Genomic DNA, 20,300 nt, shown 5'->3' with positions numbered 1-20,300 from the left:
GGGGATTTAATGATGTTATTAAAAAAGCAAACGGTATGGTTATTAACTATGTTGAGTTTAGTCGTTGTTCTGTCAATTTATTACTTAACTTCTCCAGATGGACAAATGAATCTTGCGGGAAATGACCAAGAAGAAAATGAAAATGCAGAAACCGGTGGTGCGGTAATTTCAGATGTAGCATCTGATGAAGAATTTGCCCAAGAGAGACTTGATCAAATGAACGAAAGAAGTATGGAAAAAGAAAGATTAACAGAAGTCGCAGCTTCGACAGAATTACCTGCAGAGGAAAGAAGTGAAGCGAAGGATCAACTTGATTCACTTAATGAGTTAGCTGCTAAGGAAGAAATGTTAGAGAACTTGATAAAATCAATGAACTACGAAGATGTTCTTGTGAAAGCTGATGGTGCCAATGTAAAAGTGGTTGTTAAGGCGGAAGAACAATCAAAAGCTGAAGCAAACAAGATTATTAGAGAAGTAATGAATGAGTTAGGCACACAAGCTTTGGTAGCAGTAGAATTTCAAGTAAGTAAGTAGTATGAAAACTGAGCGATGAATACAGTCGCTCAGTTTTTTGCATTTATTTATAGGGGAATGATAAAATAATTACAATAGTTAGATAATAGTTTTTGATAAGTGCATAATTTTTGTACGTGTTTGACTGATGAAATATTTTACATAGTTAAATAATCCGAGCCTAGCAAAAATGAAGAACTTCAACTTTCACTTGTTCTCTTAATAAATCAGAAGGAAAGAAAGGGATATAAGTGGTGTATTTAGAGGGAGACTTATTATTTGGATAATATTTACTATTAAAGTTAGTGTTGAACTTTCATTAGGTCTTAGCGTATGATTATAGTAGCTAGTCATAATTATTTTACATAACTAGTATTTCATCTATTAAAGTTGAAGCGTAAATGAAGAACAGGGGTGTAAGAATGCTAAAAGTCCAAGAAATTCGTGAATTGATTAAATTAGTTGATCAATCAAATATTGATGAATTTGTTTATGAACATGAAGGTACAAAAGTAGAAATGAAGAAAAATGTCACTGCTATTCAACCTGCAGCAGTACCAGTTGTTCAACCACAGGCACAGGCTGTAGTAGCGCCTCCTGAACAACCTCAGAAAACAGCAGCAGTCCAAATGGAAGTACAAAAAGTAGAACAAGTAAATGAAAAGAATGAAGATAAAGATACTTCAAATCTGCATCAAGTAGTTTCTCCTATGGTTGGAACTTTTTATCAGTCATCCTCACCAGATGCAGATGCATATGTAAAAGTTGGTTCTAAAATCACCAAAGATTCTATTCTGTGTATTGTTGAAGCAATGAAATTATTCAATGAAATCGAAGCAGAAGTAGATGGAGAAATTGTGGAAATTTTAGTTAAAGATGGTCAATTAGTTGAATACGGGCAACCATTATTTTTAGTGAAGCCTGAGTAAGGAGGGCTTTTGTCGATGATAAAAAAAGTATTAATCGCAAATAGAGGAGAAATCGCTGTACGTATTATTCGTGCATGTCGTGAAATGGGTATTGAAAGTGTAGCTGTCTATTCAGAAGGTGATAAAGAAGCTCTACATGTTCAGCTTGCTGATGAAGCTTATTGTATTGGTCCAGTTTCTTCAAAGGATAGTTACTTAAACTTCACTAGTATCATTAGTGTGGCGAAGTTAACAGATTGCGATGCGATCCATCCAGGTTACGGTTTTCTAGCAGAGAACAGTGACTTTGCAGAATTATGTCGCGAGTGTCATATTACATTCATTGGGCCAACTCCAGAAGCGATTGCCAAGATGGGTACGAAAGATATTGCTCGTGAAACGATGAAGGAAGCAGGCGTACCAATCGTACCTGGTTCAAATGGAATTATTGAAGACATTAGTGAAGCGCTTGAATTGGTGCAAAAAATAGACTATCCTGTTATTATAAAGGCAACTGCTGGCGGTGGCGGTAAAGGAATTCGCGTCGCACGTAATGAAGAAGAGTTAACGAAAGGAATCAACATTACACAGCAGGAAGCATTAACAGCTTTTGGTAATGCAGGTGTATACATTGAAAAATACATTGAAGATTTTAGACATGTAGAAATTCAAGTACTAGCAGATACTTATGGAAATACGATTCACCTTGGAGAGAGAGATTGTTCCATTCAGAGAAGATTGCAAAAACTACTTGAAGAAACGCCTTCTCCAGCCTTAGATGGTGAAACACGTGAAGAAATGGGGAAAGCTGCAGTAAAAGCTGCAGAAGCAGTAAATTATACCGGTGCAGGTACAATCGAGTTTATTTATGATTATCATAACCGTAAGTTTTATTTCATGGAAATGAATACACGTATTCAAGTGGAACATCCAGTAACAGAAATGGTAACAGGCGTTGACTTGATTAAAGAGCAAATTAAAGTTGCTTCTGGTGAACGTTTAGGTATGACCCAACAGGATGTTACTTATAGTGGATGGGCGATGGAATGTCGAATAAATGCAGAGAACCCGGCGAAAAACTTTATGCCATCAGCAGGGAAAATTTCGATGTACCTTCCACCAGGTGGTTTAGGTGTTCGTGTTGATTCTGCTGCATATCCTGGATATACGATTCCTCCGTATTATGATTCAATGATTGCAAAAGTGATTACTTATGGTGATACGAGGGAGGAAACAATTGCTAGAATGAAACGAGCACTAAGTGAATTCGTTATTGAAGGTGTTCATACTACAATCCCGTTCCACTTAAGACTTCTTGAGAATGAGAATTTTGTTGCAGGGGAGTTTAATACGAAATTCCTGGAATTGAATGACGTTATGAAATCTGAATAAGAATTGGAGGTTTCAAAATGAGCGATCAAAATATTCTAGAAATGAACCAAGAGGAAACAGGGTTAGGTAAGGTGGAAATTGCACCTGAAGTAATTGAAGTAATTGCAGGAATTGCGGCATCTGAAGTGGAAGGTGTTGCACAAATGCGCGGCAACTTCGCATCAGGTGTAGTTGAAAAATTAGGCAAGAAAAACCATGGAAAAGGTGTAAAAGTCGAATTAGCTGAAGAAGGCATTAAAGTGGATGTCTACTGTTTAATGAAATTTGGCGTATCTATTCCAACTGTTGCACAAAGTATTCAAGATAATATTCGTCAAGCTCTATTAAATATGACAGCGCTTGAAACGAAAGAAATTAATATTCATGTAGTTGGTATTCTTTTTGAAAGCCAAAAACAAGAAGATGAATACGAACAAGAAATATAAAAAGACAAAAAAAGCGACTAGAGACATCGGTGTCTTTAGTCGTCTTTTTTTTGTATTGATATATCCGCTTCATGACTTAAAGGTTTGTTTCAACAAATTTTAGATAAGTCTATTCATATTAATAACTATGTTCTCATTATTTAAAGTTCATCAGACTGTAAGGAAAAATAGAGGAAAAATTATTGACTACACTGTGCGAATCATAGTCAGTTATGCTATTATCTTCTTATGTGTTTTTTTATGTGTCGTTAAAGAAATCCACGAGGACATTTATATAATAGATTGAATGACAAAGGAGAAATAAGAATGAAAAGAAGAACAGCAAGAGAAAAAGCATTGCAAGCGCTATTTCAAATCGATTTAAGTGGAACGGAAATGAATGAGGCCATTCATCATGTGTTAGATGAACAGCGAGAGGATGCTTATTTAAACCATCTTGTCAGTGGTGTTCTTCAGCATAAAGCCCAGATTGATGAATTAATATCTAACAATCTGGAGAACTGGAAATTGGATCGTTTGGCAACCGTGGATCGCAATTTACTACGTCTTAGCACTTTTGAATTTGCTTTTAGCGAGGATGATATACCGGTTAATGTTGTTATTAATGAAGCCATTGAGATTGCAAAGATGTATGGAGACGACCAATCGCCAAAGTTTATAAATAGTGTATTATCAAAAATAAAAGATAATTATAGTGAGAATTAAGAGCATCTATTTTATGCGATTACATCATTTGAATCCGCTGCTTAAACTTTCCTATTACAATTAATTCGTTGTAATAAAGAAGGAGATAAGAATGGAAGAAAAGAGATATTTAACAGTTTACGCATTAACAAAATATATAAAGCGGAAATTTGATAGAGATCCACATTTACAACAAGTAATGGTCAAAGGTGAAATCTCAAATTTCAAGCGCCATTCGAGTGGTCATATGTATTTTACATTAAAAGATGAGAAATCAAGAGTTCTTGCAGTGATGTTTACAAGATACAATCAAACGATGAAATTTGTCCCTGAGAATGGGATGAATGTTCTTATTACCGGTGATTTGTCCTTATATGAAGCAAGTGGACAATATCAAATATATGTGAAAGAAATGACCCCTGATGGTATTGGTGACCTTTATCTAGCCTATGAACAGTTAAAACAGAAACTTGAAAAGGAAGGGTTGTTCTCAGAGAAATATAAGCAACCGATTCCTAAGTATCCGAAAGCGATCGGGCTGATTACTTCACCAACTGGTGCAGCAATCAGAGATATGATTACAACATTGAAACGCCGATATCCTGCTGTTCCTATTTATATTTACCCAGCACTTGTACAAGGAAAAGGGGCCGCACCTTCCATCACTCAACAAATCAATCGAGCGAATGAAAGGAAAGAGGTTGATGTATTAATTGTTGGTAGAGGTGGAGGTTCAATTGAAGAGTTATGGGCATTTAATGAAGAAGAAGTGATTAGAGGTATATTTGCTTCATCTATCCCAATTATATCAGCGGTTGGTCACGAGACGGATTTTACGATTGCAGACTTTGTCGCAGATTTAAGGGCACCGACCCCGACCGGTGCTGCTGAGCTTTCAGTGCCTCATATAGATGACCTAAGTGAACGGATCCATAACCAACAAGCACGGATGATCCGAGCAACGAGGGAGAGGTTAACAAGGCAGTTTGAACGTCTTCATAGAGTGGAGAAATCTTATGCTTTTCGATACCCCCAAAAACTTTATGAGCAAAAATTAGAACAAGTTGATCGTACGAAAGAACAATTAATTAAAAGTACAATACGTTTATTAAAATATAAGCAGGAACAAGTCGATCAGCAACGAAAACGCTTGCTAAGAACACCACCACACTCATTAGCCATAGAAAGCAGAAAGCTATATATAGATATGAATAAACGGTTAAGGCGTTCCATGAATGTCATGAATGAGCGAAAGCAAAGGGAATTCTCACATCTTATATCAAAATTAGAGACGTTAAGTCCTTTAAAGATTATGGACCGTGGTTATAGTTTACTGTATTCGGAAAAAGAAGAACTCATCAAATCTATTCATCAAGTTAAACAAAATGACGAAATAAAAGTAAAGGTAAAAGATGGAACGATCTTAGCTGAAGTAAAGAATATAATCGATAATCGAGGTGAAAAGTAATGGCTAAAGAGAAAACACCTACTTTCGAAGAAGCAATGGAGCAGCTTGAGCAAATCGTAGAAAAGTTAGAGGAAGGGGATGTCCCTCTAGAAGAGGCTATTTCCATTTATAAAAATGGGATGGAACTTTCCAAGCTTTGTCACGATAAACTAAAAAATGTAGAAGAACAATTAACAGAAATGATTACTGATGATGGAAAAAAACAGCCGTTTGTTATACATGAGGAGGAGTAGGGAGAATGGGTGAGTCACTACAAGCTTTTTCACAACATCATAAAACACTACTGGAAGAGAAAATGGCATCCTTTGTAGAGAGATTAGAATCTCCAGCTGTGCTAAAAGAAGCAATGCAATATTCTTTATCGGCTGGAGGTAAACGCATCAGACCTTTATTGCTCTTCGCTACTTTAGCTGCTTATGGACAAGAAACAATTAAAGGGCTTAACAGTGCATGCGCACTTGAAATGGTGCACACATACTCTCTTATTCACGATGACCTTCCTAGTATGGATGATGATGATTTAAGAAGAGGAAAGCCGACAAACCATAAAGTGTATGGGGAAGCCAATGCAATCTTAGCAGGGGACGCGCTTTTAACTTTTAGCTTTCAATTAATTGCAGAAACGGATGAAGCATTTGCTTCTCCTGAAGCTAAATTAGCTTTAATTAAAGAATTTGCTCAATCAGCAGGAGCAGAAGGCATGGTTGGTGGCCAAGTTGCTGATATGTTGGGTGAAAAGAAAACACTTACACTTCCTGAATTAGAATACATTCATGTACATAAAACAGGAAAGTTACTAAGTTTTGGTGTCATGGCTGGTGCCATTTTAGCTGGTGCCTCAGATAAGGAAAAGCAGCTTTTACTTGAATTTTCCACACATTTAGGTCTAGCCTTCCAAATAAGAGATGACATTTTAGATTTAGAAGGTTCTGAGGAACTAATTGGTAAGCCGGTAGGTAGTGATGAAGTCAATGCGAAAAGTACTTATCCAAGCATATTAACAATGAATGGTGCAAAAGCAGCTCTTGATGAGCATACACAGTTAGCGAAAGAAAAATTAGCAAAAACAGGTTTGAATACTTATTACTTGGAAAAAATTACAGATATGCTAGCTGAAAGAAACCATTAAAAGGGATAACATTTGGCTTATTTTTATTTTTGCTGTAATCTAGTACTAATCATGAAAAGGAAATGAGAAGAAGTATACTCAATTTATGAATAAGTAATGAAAGTGAGTGATCCGTCTTATGGATCTGTTATCAATTAAAGACCCAAGCTTTTTAAAGAAGCTCTCTAATGAGGAATTAGAGAATCTAGCCTCGGAAATTAGACATTTTTTGATTGAAAAATTGTCAGTTACTGGTGGCCATATTGGGCCTAATCTAGGTGTTGTTGAATTGACCATTGCTCTGCATAAAGCGTTTGATAGCCCAACAGATAAAATTTTATGGGATGTTGGGCATCAGTCATATGTTCACAAAATCCTTACTGGTAGAGCTAGCCAATTCGATACGTTAAGAAAGTATAAAGGATTATGCGGGTTTCCTAAAATGATCGAAAGTCCTCATGATGTATGGGAAACCGGCCATAGCTCCACCTCTTTATCAGGTGCTATGGGAATGGTCATTGCAAGAGATATTAAAAAAGAAAATAGCCATGTGATACCAGTAATAGGGGACGGTGCCTTGACTGGTGGAATGGCATTAGAAGCGCTCAACCATATTGGTCACGAGCAGAAAAACATGATTGTTGTTTTGAATGATAATGAAATGTCAATCGCTCCTAATGTTGGCGCCCTTCATAATGTTTTAGGTCGTCTTAGAACTGCGGGGAAATACCAATGGGCAAAAGATGAGTTAGAAGCTTTTCTGAAAAAGATCCCAGCTGTCGGTGGTAAAATTGCTTCAACAGCTGAAAGATTAAAAGATAGCTTAAAGTATTTACTTGTTTCAGGCGTGTTTTTTGAGGAACTCGGCTTTACTTATCTTGGACCAATTGATGGTCATAATTATGAAGAATTATTTGAGAACATTAATTATGCCAAGAAAACAGAAGGTCCAGTTCTCTTACATGTAATTACGAAAAAAGGAAAGGGTTTTGAACCTGCAGAACGTGATACAGTTGGTACTTGGCATGGAACAGGCCCTTATAAAACGGAAACAGGTGACTTCCTGAAACCTGTTAATACTGCACCGGCATGGAGTAAGTTAGTTAGTGAAACAGTCAGAGAATTGGCAAGAGAAGATGAACGAATTGTTGCCATTACGCCTGCGATGCCTGTGGGATCTAAGTTAGAAGGTTTTGCAAGTGAATTTCCCGATCGCATGTTTGATGTAGGAATAGCGGAACAACATGCGGCTACAGTAGCGGCAGGTCTTGCTACACAAGGAATGAAGCCATTTTTAGCAATTTATTCGACATTTTTACAAAGAGCGTATGATCAAGTGGTCCACGATATTGCTAGGCAAAACCTAAATGTTTTTATTGGGATCGATCGTGCTGGGTTAGTAGGTGCTGATGGAGAAACGCACCAAGGTGTTTTCGATATTGCCTTTTTAAGACATTTACCAAATATGGTACTGATGATGCCAAAAGATGAAAATGAAGGTCGTCATATGACATATACCGCTATTCAATACAATGATGGTCCAATTGCAATGAGGTTTCCAAGAGGAAATGGACTTGGAGTTGAGATTGATGAGAAGATGACGGCACTTCCAATTGGTTCATGGGAAGTGTTAAAAGAAGGTAAAGACGCAGCTATTTTAACATTTGGAACAACCATTCCAATGGCTATGGAAGCGGCAGCTCTTCTTGAAGCGAAAGGCTATTCAGTAAAAGTTGTTAATGCCCGTTTTATTAAACCATTAGATGAGACAATGTTACATGATATTTTAAGTATGAACATGCCTATTTTGACAGTTGAAGAAGCCGTCTTACAAGGTGGATTTGGTAGCGCCGTGTTAGAATTTGCTCATGATCATCATTACCATCATGCGAAAGTGGATAGACTTGGTATCCCGGATCATTTTATTGAACATGGTAGTGTGGACAAACTCTTAGAAGAGATAAATTTAACATCTGAAGAAATTGTAAAGCGCATGAGTAGATTAGCTGAAAAAAAACAAAAGAGGGCATGAAGCGATAATGAGTAAAAAGGAACGAGTGGATGTTCTTCTTGTAGAACGAGGCTTGGCAGAAACAAGAGAGAAAGCAAAAAGAGCGGTAATGGCAGGCATCGTCTATAGTAATGAAATGAGGCTAGATAAACCTGGAGAAAAGGTAAAGAGTGATATTCCATTACAAATCAAAGGGAAAGCAATGCCTTACGTAAGTAGAGGTGGCTTAAAGCTCGAAAAAGCATTAGAGGTATTTGATTTAACCGTTGAAGATAAAATTCTATTAGATATTGGGGCATCAACAGGGGGCTTTACAGATTGTGCATTGCAAAATGGGGCACAAATGTCTTATGCCCTAGATGTTGGATATAATCAGTTAGCCTGGAAGCTAAGACAGGATGAACGTGTGGTTGTAATGGAGCGGACTAATTTTCGCTATGTTACACCTGCTGATTTAGTCGGTCAAATGCCAAATTTAGCTTCCATTGATGTCTCATTTATATCTTTACAACTAATTCTTCCTGTTTTGCGAACATTACTCGTACCTGGTAGCGACGTGATCGCATTAATCAAGCCTCAATTTGAAGCAGGAAGAGAACAAGTTGGGAAGAAGGGAATTGTTCGTGATTCGTCAGTACATGAACAAGTAATTGATAAAATTCTAACCTTCGCTCAAACGGAAGGATATCATATTAAAGGCTTATCCTATTCTCCGATTACAGGTGGAGATGGTAATATTGAATTCCTCGCTCATTTGCAGTGGCCACATGGTTCAGAGGAAGTGCATGCTACCAATGATTTTGATATCCAATCAGTAGTAGAAGAAGCCCACAAGCAATTAAAAGCAAAACTGAAAGAATGAACACAGACTAAAGTGAGCAGGCTAGGGGAGCATTTTCCAGCCTGTTCTTTTGTGTCAGGCATCATAACGGATATAAATGAGATTTGAAATTCTCTTATGAAACAATCTTTTTTACCAAAAAAACACAAATTATGCAGAATAAATTGTACAATATAGAGAAAATCAGCTAACATATGAATTAAAAGATAATAAGAATCGTGTTGCTGATTTCAGGCAGCGCTTTGTATTCATAGAGGTGAAAAGAATGAATAAAGGACAACGACATATTAAGATTAGGGATTTAATTACGAACAATGATATTGAAACCCAAGATGAACTAGTAGAAGAGTTAAGAAATGCTGGGTTTAACGTCACACAAGCAACGGTTTCAAGAGATATTAAAGAACTACATTTAGTGAAAGTTCCCCTTTTGGATGGAAGATATAAGTACAGTTTACCAGCTGATCAACGCTTTAACCCTTTACAAAAATTAAAGCGTAACTTAATGGATGCATTTGTTCGTCTAGATTCTGCCGGTCATTTACTTGTGATGAAAGTTTTGCCAGGGAATGCAATGGCGATTGGTGTATTGATGGATAACCTAGATTGGGATGAAATATTAGGAACAATTTGTGGCGACGATACTTGCTTAATTATCTGTCGAACACCTGAAGAAGCTGAAGTGATTTCCAAAAGATTTTTAGAAATGCTATAAGCTGGGGTGAAATGTCAGTGTTAAATGAAATATCAATTAGAAACTTTGCTATTATCGAATCAATCACAATTGCCTTTAATAAAGGTCTAACTGTGCTTTCAGGAGAAACAGGAGCAGGAAAATCAATTATTATTGACGCCGTTCACCTGCTTGTTGGTGGCAGGGGTTCTTCAGAGTATGTAAGACATGGTGAAGAGAAAGCTGAGATAGAGGGTTTATTCATATTAGATGATGAACAACATCCGTGTTACAAACGGGCGCAAGAATTTGGTATAGATATCGATGAAGGAATGTTGATTCTAAGACGAGATATATCTAAATCAGGTAAAAGTGTCTGTCGAATAAATGGAAAACTTGTAACCATTTCTATTCTTCGAGAAATTGGTAGTACTCTAATTGACATACATGGTCAACATGAACACCAAGAATTAATGAATGAAAGTTTGCATTTGCCTTTATTAGATCAATTTGGTGGTACCAAAATCGCTAAAAGCAGACAAGAATACGAAGAGGTCTATAGAGAATACGAGCAAACAATGAAAAGAATCAAGACATTAACAGAAAATGAACAGCAAATGGCTCATCGCCTGGATCTTATTCAATTTCAATATGAAGAAATAACAAACGCCAATTTAAAATTGAATGAAGATGATGCACTTTTAGAAGAGCGAAACCGCTTACTTAATTTTGAGAAGATGTATGAAGGCGTAAAAATTAGCTATAATGCTTTGCAAGGAGAACAAAAAGGGCTTGATTGGATTAGTTTAGCTATGAATCACCTTCAACAATCGGCAGAAGTTGATGAAGAGTTAGTTGAGTTGCAAGAAGTTGTTGCCAACAGTTTTTATCAATTAGAGGACACGGTAGCTATTTTAAGGAGTAAATTAGATTTTATGGAATTTGATCCTGTTCGATTGAATGAAATTGAAGAGCGATTAAATGAAATCAATATGCTCAAACGAAAATATGGACCATCAATAGAGGAAATATTGGAATATGTTGCAAAGATTGAGGAAGAAATTGAAACATTAACCAACAAAGAAACTCATATCGAACACTTGCTCAAGCAGGCTAAAGAATTACAAGCTGATTTACTTGTCGAAGGAAAGGAATTGAGTGAATTAAGAAGAAATGCTGCGGAACGATTAACAAAAATGATTCATCGTGAATTAAAAGCACTTTATATGGAAAAGACTGTATTTGAGGTCCATTTTATTACGGATAAAGAAAGCTTTCATAAAAAAGGTATTGATACAGTCGAATTTTACTTATCCACTAACCCAGGAGAACCGTTAAAACCATTATCAAAAATTGCATCAGGTGGTGAACTATCCCGAATTATGCTTGCTTTAAAGAGTATCTTTTCTAAACATCAAGGGGTAACATCTATTATTTTTGATGAAGTTGATACAGGGGTAAGCGGAAGAGTCGCACAAGCTATAGCCGAAAAAATTCATCAAGTAGCGATTGATTCGCAAGTTCTTTGCATTTCCCATTTGCCACAAGTAGCTGCAATGGCAGATACGCATTTATTTATTTCTAAAACACTCAAAGCTGGCCGTACAAAAACAACGGTAAAGCCGTTGGATGACGAGGAAAAGATTAAAGAAATTGGTCGTATGATCTCTGGTGTGGAAATGACTGAACTGACAAGGGAGCATGCGAAGGAATTACTGAGCCTTGCCAAAAATGTAAAAATACCATGAAAAGCTATCCAATGGAGGGTAGCTTTTTTTATTAAGTTGCCAGTTATAATTGCTCTTGAAGCAGGCAAAATTATATATGTAGCCATGAAACAAGAAGCGAGGAGAGTGTTGAAATGACAAGAGATATATTGAGAAAAATAATTGGTGGAATTCTCCTTGTTTCAATCATATGTATAGGATTTTCTAAACCGTTTCAAGAGTATATTCACATTCCTATAAACCTTACCGTATTTGAGGGTGAACAAGTACGATATAATATGGCGGAAACAGTAAATGCAACAACACAAGCACCCGATGGACAATTGGCGGTTGTTCAGGATAAAGAAGTCATTACACTCTCTGCTAATGAACCAGGCAAGAATGAAATGTTTCTTGATTTGGCTGGTTTTCCGATAAAAAAAGTAGATGTGGAAGTTTTAAAGGACTTTAAAGTTATACCGGGTGGGCAATCAATAGGTGTAAAATTGAATACAGTTGGCGTATTGGTGGTCGGACATCACCAAATTAATACAATAAATGGAAAGATGTCACCGGGAGATTTAGCAGGTATTAAAATAGGTGATATTATTACAGAAATAAACGGAACAAAAATTGAAAAAATGTCTGATGTTGCTCCATTTGTACAAGCAGCAGGAGATAGTGGTAAACCCCTAAAAATATCAGTTACTCGTGATGAAGGGAAATTTGAGACAGAATTATTACCATTGAAAGATAAAAATGAACCAAACTTTAAGCTTGGATTATATATACGTGATTCAGCGGCTGGAATAGGCACAATGACTTTTTATCATCCACAATCAAAAAAATATGGTGCTCTTGGTCATGTTATTTCTGATATGGATACAAAAAGGCCAATTGTCGTTGATGATGGTCAAATACTACGGTCTACTGTTACTTCCATTGAAAAGGGGAGTAATGGGAATCCAGGAGAAAAATTAGCACGCTTTAAAGATGAAAAAGAAGTTATAGGCAACATTGATCGAAATAGTCCATTTGGCATTTTTGGAAGGCTTAATCGTGGATTGGCTAACGGGCTAATGGATAAACCAATGCCAATTGCTCTTTCACATCAAGTAAAGGAAGGACCAGCAAAAATTCTAACAGTCGTTGAAAATGATAAAGTTCAACTGTTTGATATCGAAATTGTTAGTACGATCCCGCAAAAATTTCCTGCTACAAAAGGAATGGTCATTAAGGTCACTGACGATGAATTGCTCGAAAAAACAGGGGGTATTGTCCAGGGTATGAGTGGCAGCCCGATTATTCAAAAGGGCAAGGTTATAGGAGCGGTAACACATGTTTTTGTGAATGACCCGACCAGTGGTTATGGTGTGCATATTGAATGGATGTTAAATGAAGCGGGCATTAATATTTACGAAAACCATGAAGAGCGAGCATCTTAAACAAAAAAGCGGTTTTGCCCGCTTTTTTGTTTGTTTAGATATATAAGGTGAATGTGGATTTAAATCATTCAATTTGAAAAAGCATGACTAACATATATATGTTAAAATAAGCAAAGAAACAAAGATTTTTCGACAATGAAGAAGAAAGATATCGATTATAGTCGAAAAATAGAGGAAAACAAAGAAAACTTAAGATTTTATTAGTTTTTTAAAGAAAAATAAAATTTGGTAAAGGATTTTTATCCCCTTTGTCGAAATTGTCACTTAGCAAATAGAGACAAAAAAATAGAAAATAGATTCAACTATGGGTTGAGGAGGAAAAAATTAGTGAAAAAAATCAAAGTATGTGTAGTTGATGACAATCGAGAGCTAGTAGCTTTACTTGAAGAGTATATTTCTTCTCAAGAAGATATGGAAATAGTCGGAGTCGCGCATAATGGACAAGACTGTTTAAATATTCTTGATGAAATCGAAACAGATGTGCTTGTATTAGACATCATTATGCCGCATCTTGATGGACTTGCAGTTCTCGAAAAAATGAGAGAACTTAACTTAAAAACTCTTCCTAGCGTTATTATGTTAACTGCTTTTGGTCAAGAAGACGTGACAAAGAAAGCTGTTGATCTTGGTGCATCTTATTTTATATTGAAACCTTTTGACATGGATAATTTGGCTAGTCATATCCGCCAAGTGAGCGGAAAATCAAGTCCGATGATTCGTAAATCACCTTCTACAACCAATTACCGTTCACAAGCAGAGCCAAAACCCAAAAATCTCGATGCAAGTATTACAAGTATCATACATGAAATTGGTGTGCCTGCTCATATAAAGGGTTACTTATATTTAAGAGAGGCGATTTCAATGGTATATAATGATATTGAGTTACTTGGCTCGATTACAAAAGTTCTGTATCCTGACATTGCCAAAAAGTATAATACAACAGCTAGTAGAGTGGAAAGGGCAATTCGTCATGCAATTGAAGTGGCATGGAGCAGAGGGAATATTGACTCTATCTCTTCTTTATTTGGCTATACAGTCAGCATGACAAAGGCCAAGCCAACAAACTCAGAATTCATTGCAATGGTTGCCGATAAGTTAAGGTTAGAGCATAAGGCTTCTTGAAAAAGCTAGGCGTGTGAACATATCGTCCACACGAATAAACAAAAAAGCGTCAGCATTTTTATTATGCTGACGCTTTTTATGATTCTTTCTTAAAACGGTCTTGCACTTTATTTCTTTTACGATCACGATGCAAAATAAATCCGGCAATAAAGCCAATTCCTAATATAACAAATAATAATCCACACACAAACTGCAAAGGTAAAGATGGGAAAGGGCTTTGTAAAATGCCAAATACCATATCCCTCATTAATTTAATTCCGTATACCGCTAAAACACCGGGAAGTACAAGTATCATTAATGCAATTAGTCTAATCATATTTTTCCTTTCTTCCGCTGCTAAAATATTCAATAAACTCATTATATATGATAGGAAACGTTTATTAAAGGGAGATTTCATAGGTGCATCATATGAGAAAAAATATTAACACTAACAGTATAAGATATTTGTCAACAAGAACAATTAAGGTTACATTATAAATGAAAGAAATTGCATAGTAGATTTGAAAGAATATTCAGGGTAAGGTGAAAGTATGCAAAAAGTAATTATCATCGGGGCTGGTCAAGGTGGCTCCTCGATATATCGATTATTGAAAGAAACAGAAATGTTAATAGTAACAGCGGTTGTTGATATTAATCGCGAAGCAAAAGGACTTCAACTTGCGAGTGAAGATGGTGTGCAAATTGGTTATGATTGGCGCCAATTTATTAAAGAACCTGTTGATATTATTATTGAAGTAACAGGAGATGAAGAAGTTAGTAAACAAATTAGATCTTCAATCAAAGAAGAGGTAATTTTTATCCCTGGTAGTGTCGCTTATTTAATGGCCAAACTTTTGTCTCAAAAGGAAGAGCTCATATCCGCACTTTCTAATCAAACATATAAATTCAACCTCATATTTAATACGACCGATAACGGTATGATCGTCATCAATCCTGACGAGGAAATTATACTTTTTAATAAAAGCGCAGAAACGATGACAGGAATAGAAAAGAAACAGGCGATAGGTAAAAAGATCGGAGATGTAATTAGCGGAAGCTTACTGCCGAGAGTGTTGCATTCAAGGAGAGTGGAAACAAACCAAGAGTTTGTTTTAGGTAGTGGGTTGAAAATTATAACTACGAGAATTCCTGTAATCGGTGATAACGGTCAATTAATCGGTGCGGTTTCTATTTTTAAAGACATTACGGAATTAGTTGATTTAGCTGAAGAAATTACTGATTTGAAAAATTTAAAAACAATGCTTCAAGCTATTATACAATCAAGTGATGAAGCGATCTCTGTAGTAGATGAAGATGGGAAGGGGTTAATTATTAACCCGGCCTATTCAAAAATCACTGGATTAGCAGAAGAGGAAGTCATTGGTAAACCGGCAACTGCTGATATCTCAGAAGGTGAAAGTGTTCATATGAAGGTGCTTAAAACACGCAGAGCCATCAGGGGTGTACCAATGCGTGTAGGTCCGAAGAGAAAAGAAGTTGTCGTCAATGTAGCTCCGGTAATTGTAGATGGTATTTTAAAAGGAAGCGTCGGGGTTTTGCATGACGTTTCAGATCTACAAAGTATGAGTCGCGAATTAAACCGCGCGAGACAAATTATTCGAAATTTAGAAGCTAAGTATACTTTTGAAGATATTATTGGTCAGTCTGATGAAATGGCCATTGCTATTGAACAAGCTAAACTTGGAGCAAAAACGCCAGCAACCGTTCTATTGAGAGGTGAATCTGGAACAGGTAAAGAATTATTTGCACATGCCATTCATAATGCAAGTGACCGTAAATATAATAAATTTGTTCGTGTAAACTGTGCTGCCTTATCGGAATCACTACTGGAAAGTGAATTATTTGGTTATGAGGAAGGTGCTTTTTCTGGCGCGAAAAGAGGCGGAAAAAGGGGTTTATTTGAAGAAGCGGATAAAGGAAGTATCTTTTTGGATGAAATTGGCGAGTTAACTGCCAGCACACAGGCTAAACTATTAAGGGTGCTACAAGAAGGAGAGATTACCCGAGTAGGTGGTACAAAGCCTCTTCAGATTAACGTCCGAATTATTGCTGCAACCAATGTTAATCTGGAAAAAGCCATTGCGAACGGCGGATTTAGAGAGGATTTATACTACCGTTTGAATCGAATGCCAATTCATATTCCGTCTTTGAGAAAAAGAAAAGAAGATATCCCTTTACTAGTGGACCGCTTAATTGAAAAAATCAATATTGAATATGGCCGTAATGTAGAAGGTGTAACAGAAGAAGCGATGAAGGTTTTAATGGCATATGATTGGCCAGGTAATGTCCGTGAACTAGATAATATTATTGGAAGAGCGATTATATTTATGGGCTATCAAACACATATTGACAGTGAACATTTATCTACATTAGCGAATAGTGACAGTCCAGTTCTCGTAGATTCTGAAATGCATGCATCTATTCAACAAGGAGAACCATTAGCAAAGCAACTGGAAGGTTTTGAAAAAGAAATTATTACGAAAGCAATGAAACAAGCGGATGGTAATAAGACACAAGCAGCCAAACATTTAGGGCTATCTGTAAGGAATTTATACTATAAATTGGAAAAATATCAAATTGAAAATAAAAGCATGCAATAATTTGCATGGTTTGCAATAAATTTCACGGTAGATTTTGAGCAATAAAGCGTTTTCATCGCATTTTAATTTTGGCACGGTAATTGCATAATAAAAATATGAGTGCAGCAAAAAAACTTTTTACTTGCACGCACTTTGAAGTAAAGGGGTTGAGACAGATGAAATTGGATTCGCTTATAGAGAAAGCAACCCAATATGAAGGCAATGTAGTTGCAGTTGCCGCAGCAGAAGACGAAGAAGTCTTAGAAGCTGTAGCTGGTGCACTAAAGAAGAACATGGCAAGCTTTCTATTATTCGGTAACTCTGAAAAGATTACGCAAATACTGAATGCAAACCATGCAGATGTCGCTAGTAGCGACCACCTAACAATTATGCATGCTGAAACAGCTGCTTTAGCTGCTGAAATGGCGGTTAAATCTGTCAAAGAAAAAAAAGCAAGCGTACTTATGAAAGGAAATGTTCCTACAGCAGTTATTCTAAAAGCCGTACTTAACAAAGAATATGGCTTGAGAACTGGTAGCGTTCTTTCACATGTTGCTGTTTTTGAAGTTCCTAACTTTGACAAATTTACGATTGTCACTGATGCTGCGATGAACATTGCGCCTGATTTAAGTCAAAAAGCGCAAATAACAGCAAATGCAGTAGGTATTGCTAAGAGTATCGGGGTGGAAATGCCTAAAGTTGCACCAATTGCTGCGGTTGAGGTAGTCAACCCAAATATGCAAGCAACATTAGATGCAGCGGCATTAACGCAAATGAATCAACGTGGTCAAATTAAAGGCTGCATCGTTGATGGACCTTTAGCACTTGATAATGCAGTTTCTATTGAAGCTGCTGAGCATAAAGGTATTACAAGTGATGTTGCTGGACAAGCAGATATCTTACTTGTGCCTACTATTGAAGTTGGAAATGCTTTATACAAATCATTGATCTACTTTGCTCAAGCAAAAGTTGGTGCAGTGATTGCAGGTGCAAAAGCACCAATCGTTTTAACTTCCAGAGCAGACTCAGCAGAGAGTAAATTATATTCACTTGCTTTAGCTATTTGCTCTGCTAAATAATATATTTTCTTTTAAAAACAAGGAGGATTTACAACCATGGAAATTTTTAAATATCTAGAGAAATATGATTACGAACAAGTCGTTATTTGCCAAGATAAAGAATCAGGATTAAAAGCAATCATCGCTATTCATGATACAACTTTAGGACCTGCATTAGGCGGAACACGTATGTGGACTTATGAGTCAGAAGAAGCAGCGATTGAAGATGCTCTTCGTCTTGCAAAAGGTATGACTTATAAAAATGCTGCAGCTGGACTTAACCTTGGTGGCGGTAAAACAGTTATCATCGGTGATCCTAAGAAAGATAAAAATGAAGCATTATTCCGTGCTTTCGGACGATATATTCAAGGTCTTAACGGACGTTATATCACTGCAGAGGATGTTGGTACAACTGTAGCTGATATGGACTTAATTCATGAAGAAACTGATTATGTAACTGGTATTTCTCCAGCATTTGGTTCTTCTGGTAATCCTTCTCCTGTAACTGCTTACGGTGTGTACGTAGGTATGAAAGCAGCAGCAAAAGCAGCATTCGGAACTGACTCTCTTGAAGGTAAAACAATTGCTGTTCAAGGTGTAGGTAATGTTGCATATCACTTATGTAAACACCTTCATGAAGAAGGAGCAAAATTAATCGTAACTGATATTAACAAAGAAGCTGTTCAACGTGCAGTTGATGATTTCGGTGCAGAAGCAGTAGGAATTAATGACATTTATGGTGTTGAATGTGATATTTATGCCCCATGTGCATTAGGTGCAACTGTAAATGATGATACAATTCCACAACTTAAAGCAAAAGTAATCGCAGGTTCTGCTAACAACCAATTAAAAGAAGAACGTCATGGCGATCAAATCCACGAAATGGGTATCGTATACGCTCCTGACTATGTAATCAATGCTGGTGGTGTTATTAACGTTGCTGACGAACTTTATGGTTACAATGCTGAACGTGCAATGAAAAAAGTTGAAGGTCTATACGATACAATTGACCGTATTATGCAAATTTCTAAAGAAGAAAATATCCCAACTTATAAAGCTGCTGACCGTATGGCAGAAGAAAGAATTGCGACAATGAAACAATCTCGCAGCACATTCCTTCAAAATGGTCATCACATCTTAAGCCGCCGTAAGTAATTATGGTTCATATTGAAGTGGCGAGCGCCTTCATAAGGCGCTAGCTATTTCCTTATGTAATTTCAAAAATGGATAAATAATGGAGGGTCTGTTGTGCAAGATCAAATCAAGAGAATGCTCGTCATCAACCCAGGATCTACTTCAACGAAGATCGGTGTTTTCGATAATGATAGTTCTGTGTTTGAAAAAACATTAAGACATGATACAGACGAGATTAAAAAGTTTAAAACAATTTTCGATCAATATGAATTCCGTAAAAACGCTATTTTAGAAACTTTAGACGCTGAAGGAATTAACATTTCAAAACTAAGCGCAGTAGTCGGTCGCGGAGGACTTTTACGCCCAATTCCTGGTGGTACTTATGCGGTTAATAAAGAGATGATTGAGGACTTAAAAGTTGGTTATGCTGGTCAGCACGCATCCAATTTAGGTGGGATTTTGGCTTACGAAATTGCTTCAGGTCTAAATATTCCTTCCTTTATTGTCGATCCGGTTGTTGTTGATGAATTAGCACCGATCGCCCGCGTTACTGGTTTCCCACAAATTGATAAAACAAGCATATTCCATGCATTAAATCAAAAGGCAGTAGCAAGAAGAGTATCAAAAAAATTAGGTAAGAAATACGAAGACTTAAACTTAATTGTTACACATATGGGTGGCGGAGTTTCTGTTGGCGCTCATGAAAAAGGCCGTGTAATTGATGTGAATAATGCACTTCATGGTGAAGGGCCATTCAGTCCTGAACGTGCAGGAACTGTTCCAGCTGGCGACCTTATTGATATGTGCTTCTCTGGTGAATATTACCGTGAAGAAATCATGAGCATGTTAGTTGGTGAAGGTGGACTTGTAGGCTACCTTGGTACGAACGATGCTGTTAAAGTGGAAAAAATGATTGAAGCTGGCGATGAAAAAGCGAAGCTCGTTTACGATGCGATGGGTTACCAAATTGCAAAAGAAATTGGAACTGCAAGTGCGGTATTAAAAGGTAAAGTAGACGCGATCATTTTAACAGGTGGACTAGCTTATGGGAAAGCATTTGTAAATGATATTTCAAGCTATGTTAACTGGATTGCAGATGTCATCATTGAACCTGGTGAAGATGAACTTCAAGCGCTTGCAGAAGGTGCACTTCGTGTTCTTCGTGGCGAAGAAGAAGCTAAGAATTACTCTATTGATGAATTAAATACAACAACAGTTAAGTAAGTAGTAATA

19 protein-coding genes are annotated in these 20,300 nt (G+C 36.8%); 18 read left to right on the top strand and 1 reads right to left on the bottom strand.

Annotated elements, in window-relative coordinates:
* Positions 1–12 precede the first annotated feature (12 nt).
* The 14 genes from MKX78_RS15915 to spo0A all read left to right on the top strand — a co-directional run bounded on the left by MKX78_RS15915 (position 13) and on the right by spo0A (position 14,296).
* A complete protein-coding gene (locus MKX78_RS15915) occupies positions 13–534 on the top strand; it encodes a SpoIIIAH-like family protein (protein ID WP_095372609.1) in 522 nt (173 codons plus the stop codon).
* A gap of 401 nt (positions 535–935) precedes the next feature.
* Positions 936–1,442 (top strand): acetyl-CoA carboxylase biotin carboxyl carrier protein, encoded by a 507-nt coding sequence (gene accB / locus MKX78_RS15910; RefSeq protein ID WP_095372610.1) that lies wholly within the window; start codon positions 936–938, stop codon positions 1,440–1,442.
* A gap of 15 nt (positions 1,443–1,457) precedes the next feature.
* Complete coding sequence (accC, locus tag MKX78_RS15905) at positions 1,458–2,813, top strand: acetyl-CoA carboxylase biotin carboxylase subunit (RefSeq protein ID WP_095372611.1); 1,356 nt, start codon at positions 1,458–1,460, stop codon at positions 2,811–2,813.
* 17 nt (positions 2,814–2,830) lie between these two features.
* On the top strand, positions 2,831–3,238 hold the full coding sequence (locus tag MKX78_RS15900; protein ID WP_095372612.1) for an Asp23/Gls24 family envelope stress response protein: 408 nt from the start codon (positions 2,831–2,833) through the stop codon (positions 3,236–3,238).
* Between the two features lie 306 nt (positions 3,239–3,544).
* Complete coding sequence (gene nusB / locus MKX78_RS15895) at positions 3,545–3,943, top strand: transcription antitermination factor NusB (RefSeq protein ID WP_095372613.1); 399 nt, start codon at positions 3,545–3,547, stop codon at positions 3,941–3,943.
* A 91-nt stretch (positions 3,944–4,034) separates the two neighbouring features.
* Positions 4,035–5,390: an exodeoxyribonuclease VII large subunit gene (gene xseA, locus MKX78_RS15890; RefSeq protein ID WP_341051573.1), complete on the top strand. Its 1,356-nt coding sequence runs from the start codon at positions 4,035–4,037 to the stop codon at positions 5,388–5,390.
* Entirely contained in the window at positions 5,390–5,623 is a 234-nt protein-coding gene (locus tag MKX78_RS15885; RefSeq protein ID WP_095372615.1) for an exodeoxyribonuclease VII small subunit, read from the top strand. Before xseA ends, MKX78_RS15885 begins: the two co-directional genes overlap by 1 nt.
* A 5-nt stretch (positions 5,624–5,628) precedes the next feature.
* Positions 5,629–6,519, top strand: a complete 891-nt coding sequence (locus MKX78_RS15880) for a polyprenyl synthetase family protein (RefSeq protein WP_095372616.1) — start codon at positions 5,629–5,631, stop codon at positions 6,517–6,519.
* Between the two features lie 118 nt (positions 6,520–6,637).
* Positions 6,638–8,530: a 1-deoxy-D-xylulose-5-phosphate synthase gene (dxs, locus tag MKX78_RS15875; RefSeq protein ID WP_307312939.1), complete on the top strand. Its 1,893-nt coding sequence runs from the start codon at positions 6,638–6,640 to the stop codon at positions 8,528–8,530.
* Positions 8,531–8,534: 4 nt separating this feature from the next.
* On the top strand, positions 8,535–9,371 hold the full coding sequence (locus MKX78_RS15870) for a TlyA family RNA methyltransferase (protein WP_307313730.1): 837 nt from the start codon (positions 8,535–8,537) through the stop codon (positions 9,369–9,371).
* A gap of 244 nt (positions 9,372–9,615) precedes the next feature.
* Positions 9,616–10,065 carry a transcriptional regulator AhrC/ArgR gene (gene ahrC, locus MKX78_RS15865; protein ID WP_095372619.1) on the top strand — a complete coding sequence of 150 codons (450 nt, stop codon included), beginning with the start codon at positions 9,616–9,618 and terminating at the stop codon, positions 10,063–10,065.
* 17 nt (positions 10,066–10,082) lie between these two features.
* Positions 10,083–11,771: a DNA repair protein RecN gene (gene recN / locus MKX78_RS15860; RefSeq protein WP_095372620.1), complete on the top strand. Its 1,689-nt coding sequence runs from the start codon at positions 10,083–10,085 to the stop codon at positions 11,769–11,771.
* A 113-nt stretch (positions 11,772–11,884) separates the two neighbouring features.
* Positions 11,885–13,174 (top strand): SpoIVB peptidase, encoded by a 1,290-nt coding sequence (spoIVB, locus tag MKX78_RS15855; protein WP_095372621.1) that lies wholly within the window; start codon positions 11,885–11,887, stop codon positions 13,172–13,174.
* A gap of 327 nt (positions 13,175–13,501) precedes the next feature.
* Complete coding sequence (gene spo0A / locus MKX78_RS15850) at positions 13,502–14,296, top strand: sporulation transcription factor Spo0A (protein ID WP_095372622.1); 795 nt, start codon at positions 13,502–13,504, stop codon at positions 14,294–14,296.
* 76 nt (positions 14,297–14,372) lie between these two features.
* Here the strand turns inward: spo0A and MKX78_RS15845 are convergent, their stop codons facing one another.
* The gene (locus tag MKX78_RS15845) at positions 14,373–14,612 is read right to left on the bottom strand and encodes a DUF2627 domain-containing protein (protein ID WP_095373649.1); all 240 of its coding nucleotides are present in this window, start codon (positions 14,610–14,612) and stop codon (positions 14,373–14,375) included.
* A gap of 214 nt (positions 14,613–14,826) precedes the next feature.
* Between MKX78_RS15845 and MKX78_RS15840 the strand changes: the two genes are divergently transcribed.
* The 4 genes from MKX78_RS15840 (at position 14,827) to buk (ending at position 20,291) form a co-directional block, all read left to right on the top strand.
* Positions 14,827–16,896 (top strand): sigma-54 interaction domain-containing protein, encoded by a 2,070-nt coding sequence (locus MKX78_RS15840; protein ID WP_095372642.1) that lies wholly within the window; start codon positions 14,827–14,829, stop codon positions 16,894–16,896.
* 155 nt (positions 16,897–17,051) lie between these two features.
* The gene (gene yqiS, locus MKX78_RS15835) at positions 17,052–17,954 is read left to right on the top strand and encodes a phosphate butyryltransferase (RefSeq protein WP_233435223.1); all 903 of its coding nucleotides are present in this window, start codon (positions 17,052–17,054) and stop codon (positions 17,952–17,954) included.
* Between the two features lie 36 nt (positions 17,955–17,990).
* Positions 17,991–19,088: a branched-chain amino acid dehydrogenase gene (gene bcd / locus MKX78_RS15830; RefSeq protein ID WP_095372644.1), complete on the top strand. Its 1,098-nt coding sequence runs from the start codon at positions 17,991–17,993 to the stop codon at positions 19,086–19,088.
* Between the two features lie 114 nt (positions 19,089–19,202).
* Positions 19,203–20,291, top strand: coding sequence for a butyrate kinase (buk, locus tag MKX78_RS15825; RefSeq protein WP_225230430.1), 1,089 nt, complete (start codon positions 19,203–19,205; stop codon positions 20,289–20,291).
* Positions 20,292–20,300: the final 9 nt, after the last annotated feature.

Source organism: Cytobacillus sp. FSL R5-0569 (assembly GCF_038007265.1).
Lineage (GTDB): Bacteria > Bacillota > Bacilli > Bacillales > Cytobacillaceae > Cytobacillus > Cytobacillus kochii.
Note: the sequence above shows the minus strand (reverse complement) of the source record. Positions and strands in the feature narration are given on the sequence as shown.

What these genes read in the sequence shown, in the direction of transcription:
- nusB (WP_095372613.1), top strand. Translation starts at nt 3,545, where the DNA reads ATGAAAAGAAGAACAGCAAGAGAAAAAGCATTGCAAGCGCTATTTCAA.
- bcd (WP_095372644.1), top strand. Translation starts at nt 17,991, where the DNA reads ATGGAAATTTTTAAATATCTAGAGAAATATGATTACGAACAAGTCGTT.
- MKX78_RS15880 (WP_095372616.1), top strand. Translation starts at nt 5,629, where the DNA reads ATGGGTGAGTCACTACAAGCTTTTTCACAACATCATAAAACACTACTG.
- spoIVB (WP_095372621.1), top strand. Translation starts at nt 11,885, where the DNA reads ATGACAAGAGATATATTGAGAAAAATAATTGGTGGAATTCTCCTTGTT.
- MKX78_RS15840 (WP_095372642.1), top strand. Translation starts at nt 14,827, where the DNA reads ATGCAAAAAGTAATTATCATCGGGGCTGGTCAAGGTGGCTCCTCGATA.
- MKX78_RS15845 (WP_095373649.1), bottom strand. Translation starts at nt 14,612, where the DNA reads ATGATTAGACTAATTGCATTAATGATACTTGTACTTCCCGGTGTTTTA.
- MKX78_RS15915 (WP_095372609.1), top strand. Translation starts at nt 13, where the DNA reads ATGTTATTAAAAAAGCAAACGGTATGGTTATTAACTATGTTGAGTTTA.
- MKX78_RS15900 (WP_095372612.1), top strand. Translation starts at nt 2,831, where the DNA reads ATGAGCGATCAAAATATTCTAGAAATGAACCAAGAGGAAACAGGGTTA.
- ahrC (WP_095372619.1), top strand. Translation starts at nt 9,616, where the DNA reads ATGAATAAAGGACAACGACATATTAAGATTAGGGATTTAATTACGAAC.
- xseA (WP_341051573.1), top strand. Translation starts at nt 4,035, where the DNA reads ATGGAAGAAAAGAGATATTTAACAGTTTACGCATTAACAAAATATATA.
- buk (WP_225230430.1), top strand. Translation starts at nt 19,203, where the DNA reads ATGCTCGTCATCAACCCAGGATCTACTTCAACGAAGATCGGTGTTTTC.
- accB (WP_095372610.1), top strand. Translation starts at nt 936, where the DNA reads ATGCTAAAAGTCCAAGAAATTCGTGAATTGATTAAATTAGTTGATCAA.
- MKX78_RS15885 (WP_095372615.1), top strand. Translation starts at nt 5,390, where the DNA reads ATGGCTAAAGAGAAAACACCTACTTTCGAAGAAGCAATGGAGCAGCTT.
- dxs (WP_307312939.1), top strand. Translation starts at nt 6,638, where the DNA reads ATGGATCTGTTATCAATTAAAGACCCAAGCTTTTTAAAGAAGCTCTCT.
- yqiS (WP_233435223.1), top strand. Translation starts at nt 17,052, where the DNA reads ATGAAATTGGATTCGCTTATAGAGAAAGCAACCCAATATGAAGGCAAT.
- accC (WP_095372611.1), top strand. Translation starts at nt 1,458, where the DNA reads ATGATAAAAAAAGTATTAATCGCAAATAGAGGAGAAATCGCTGTACGT.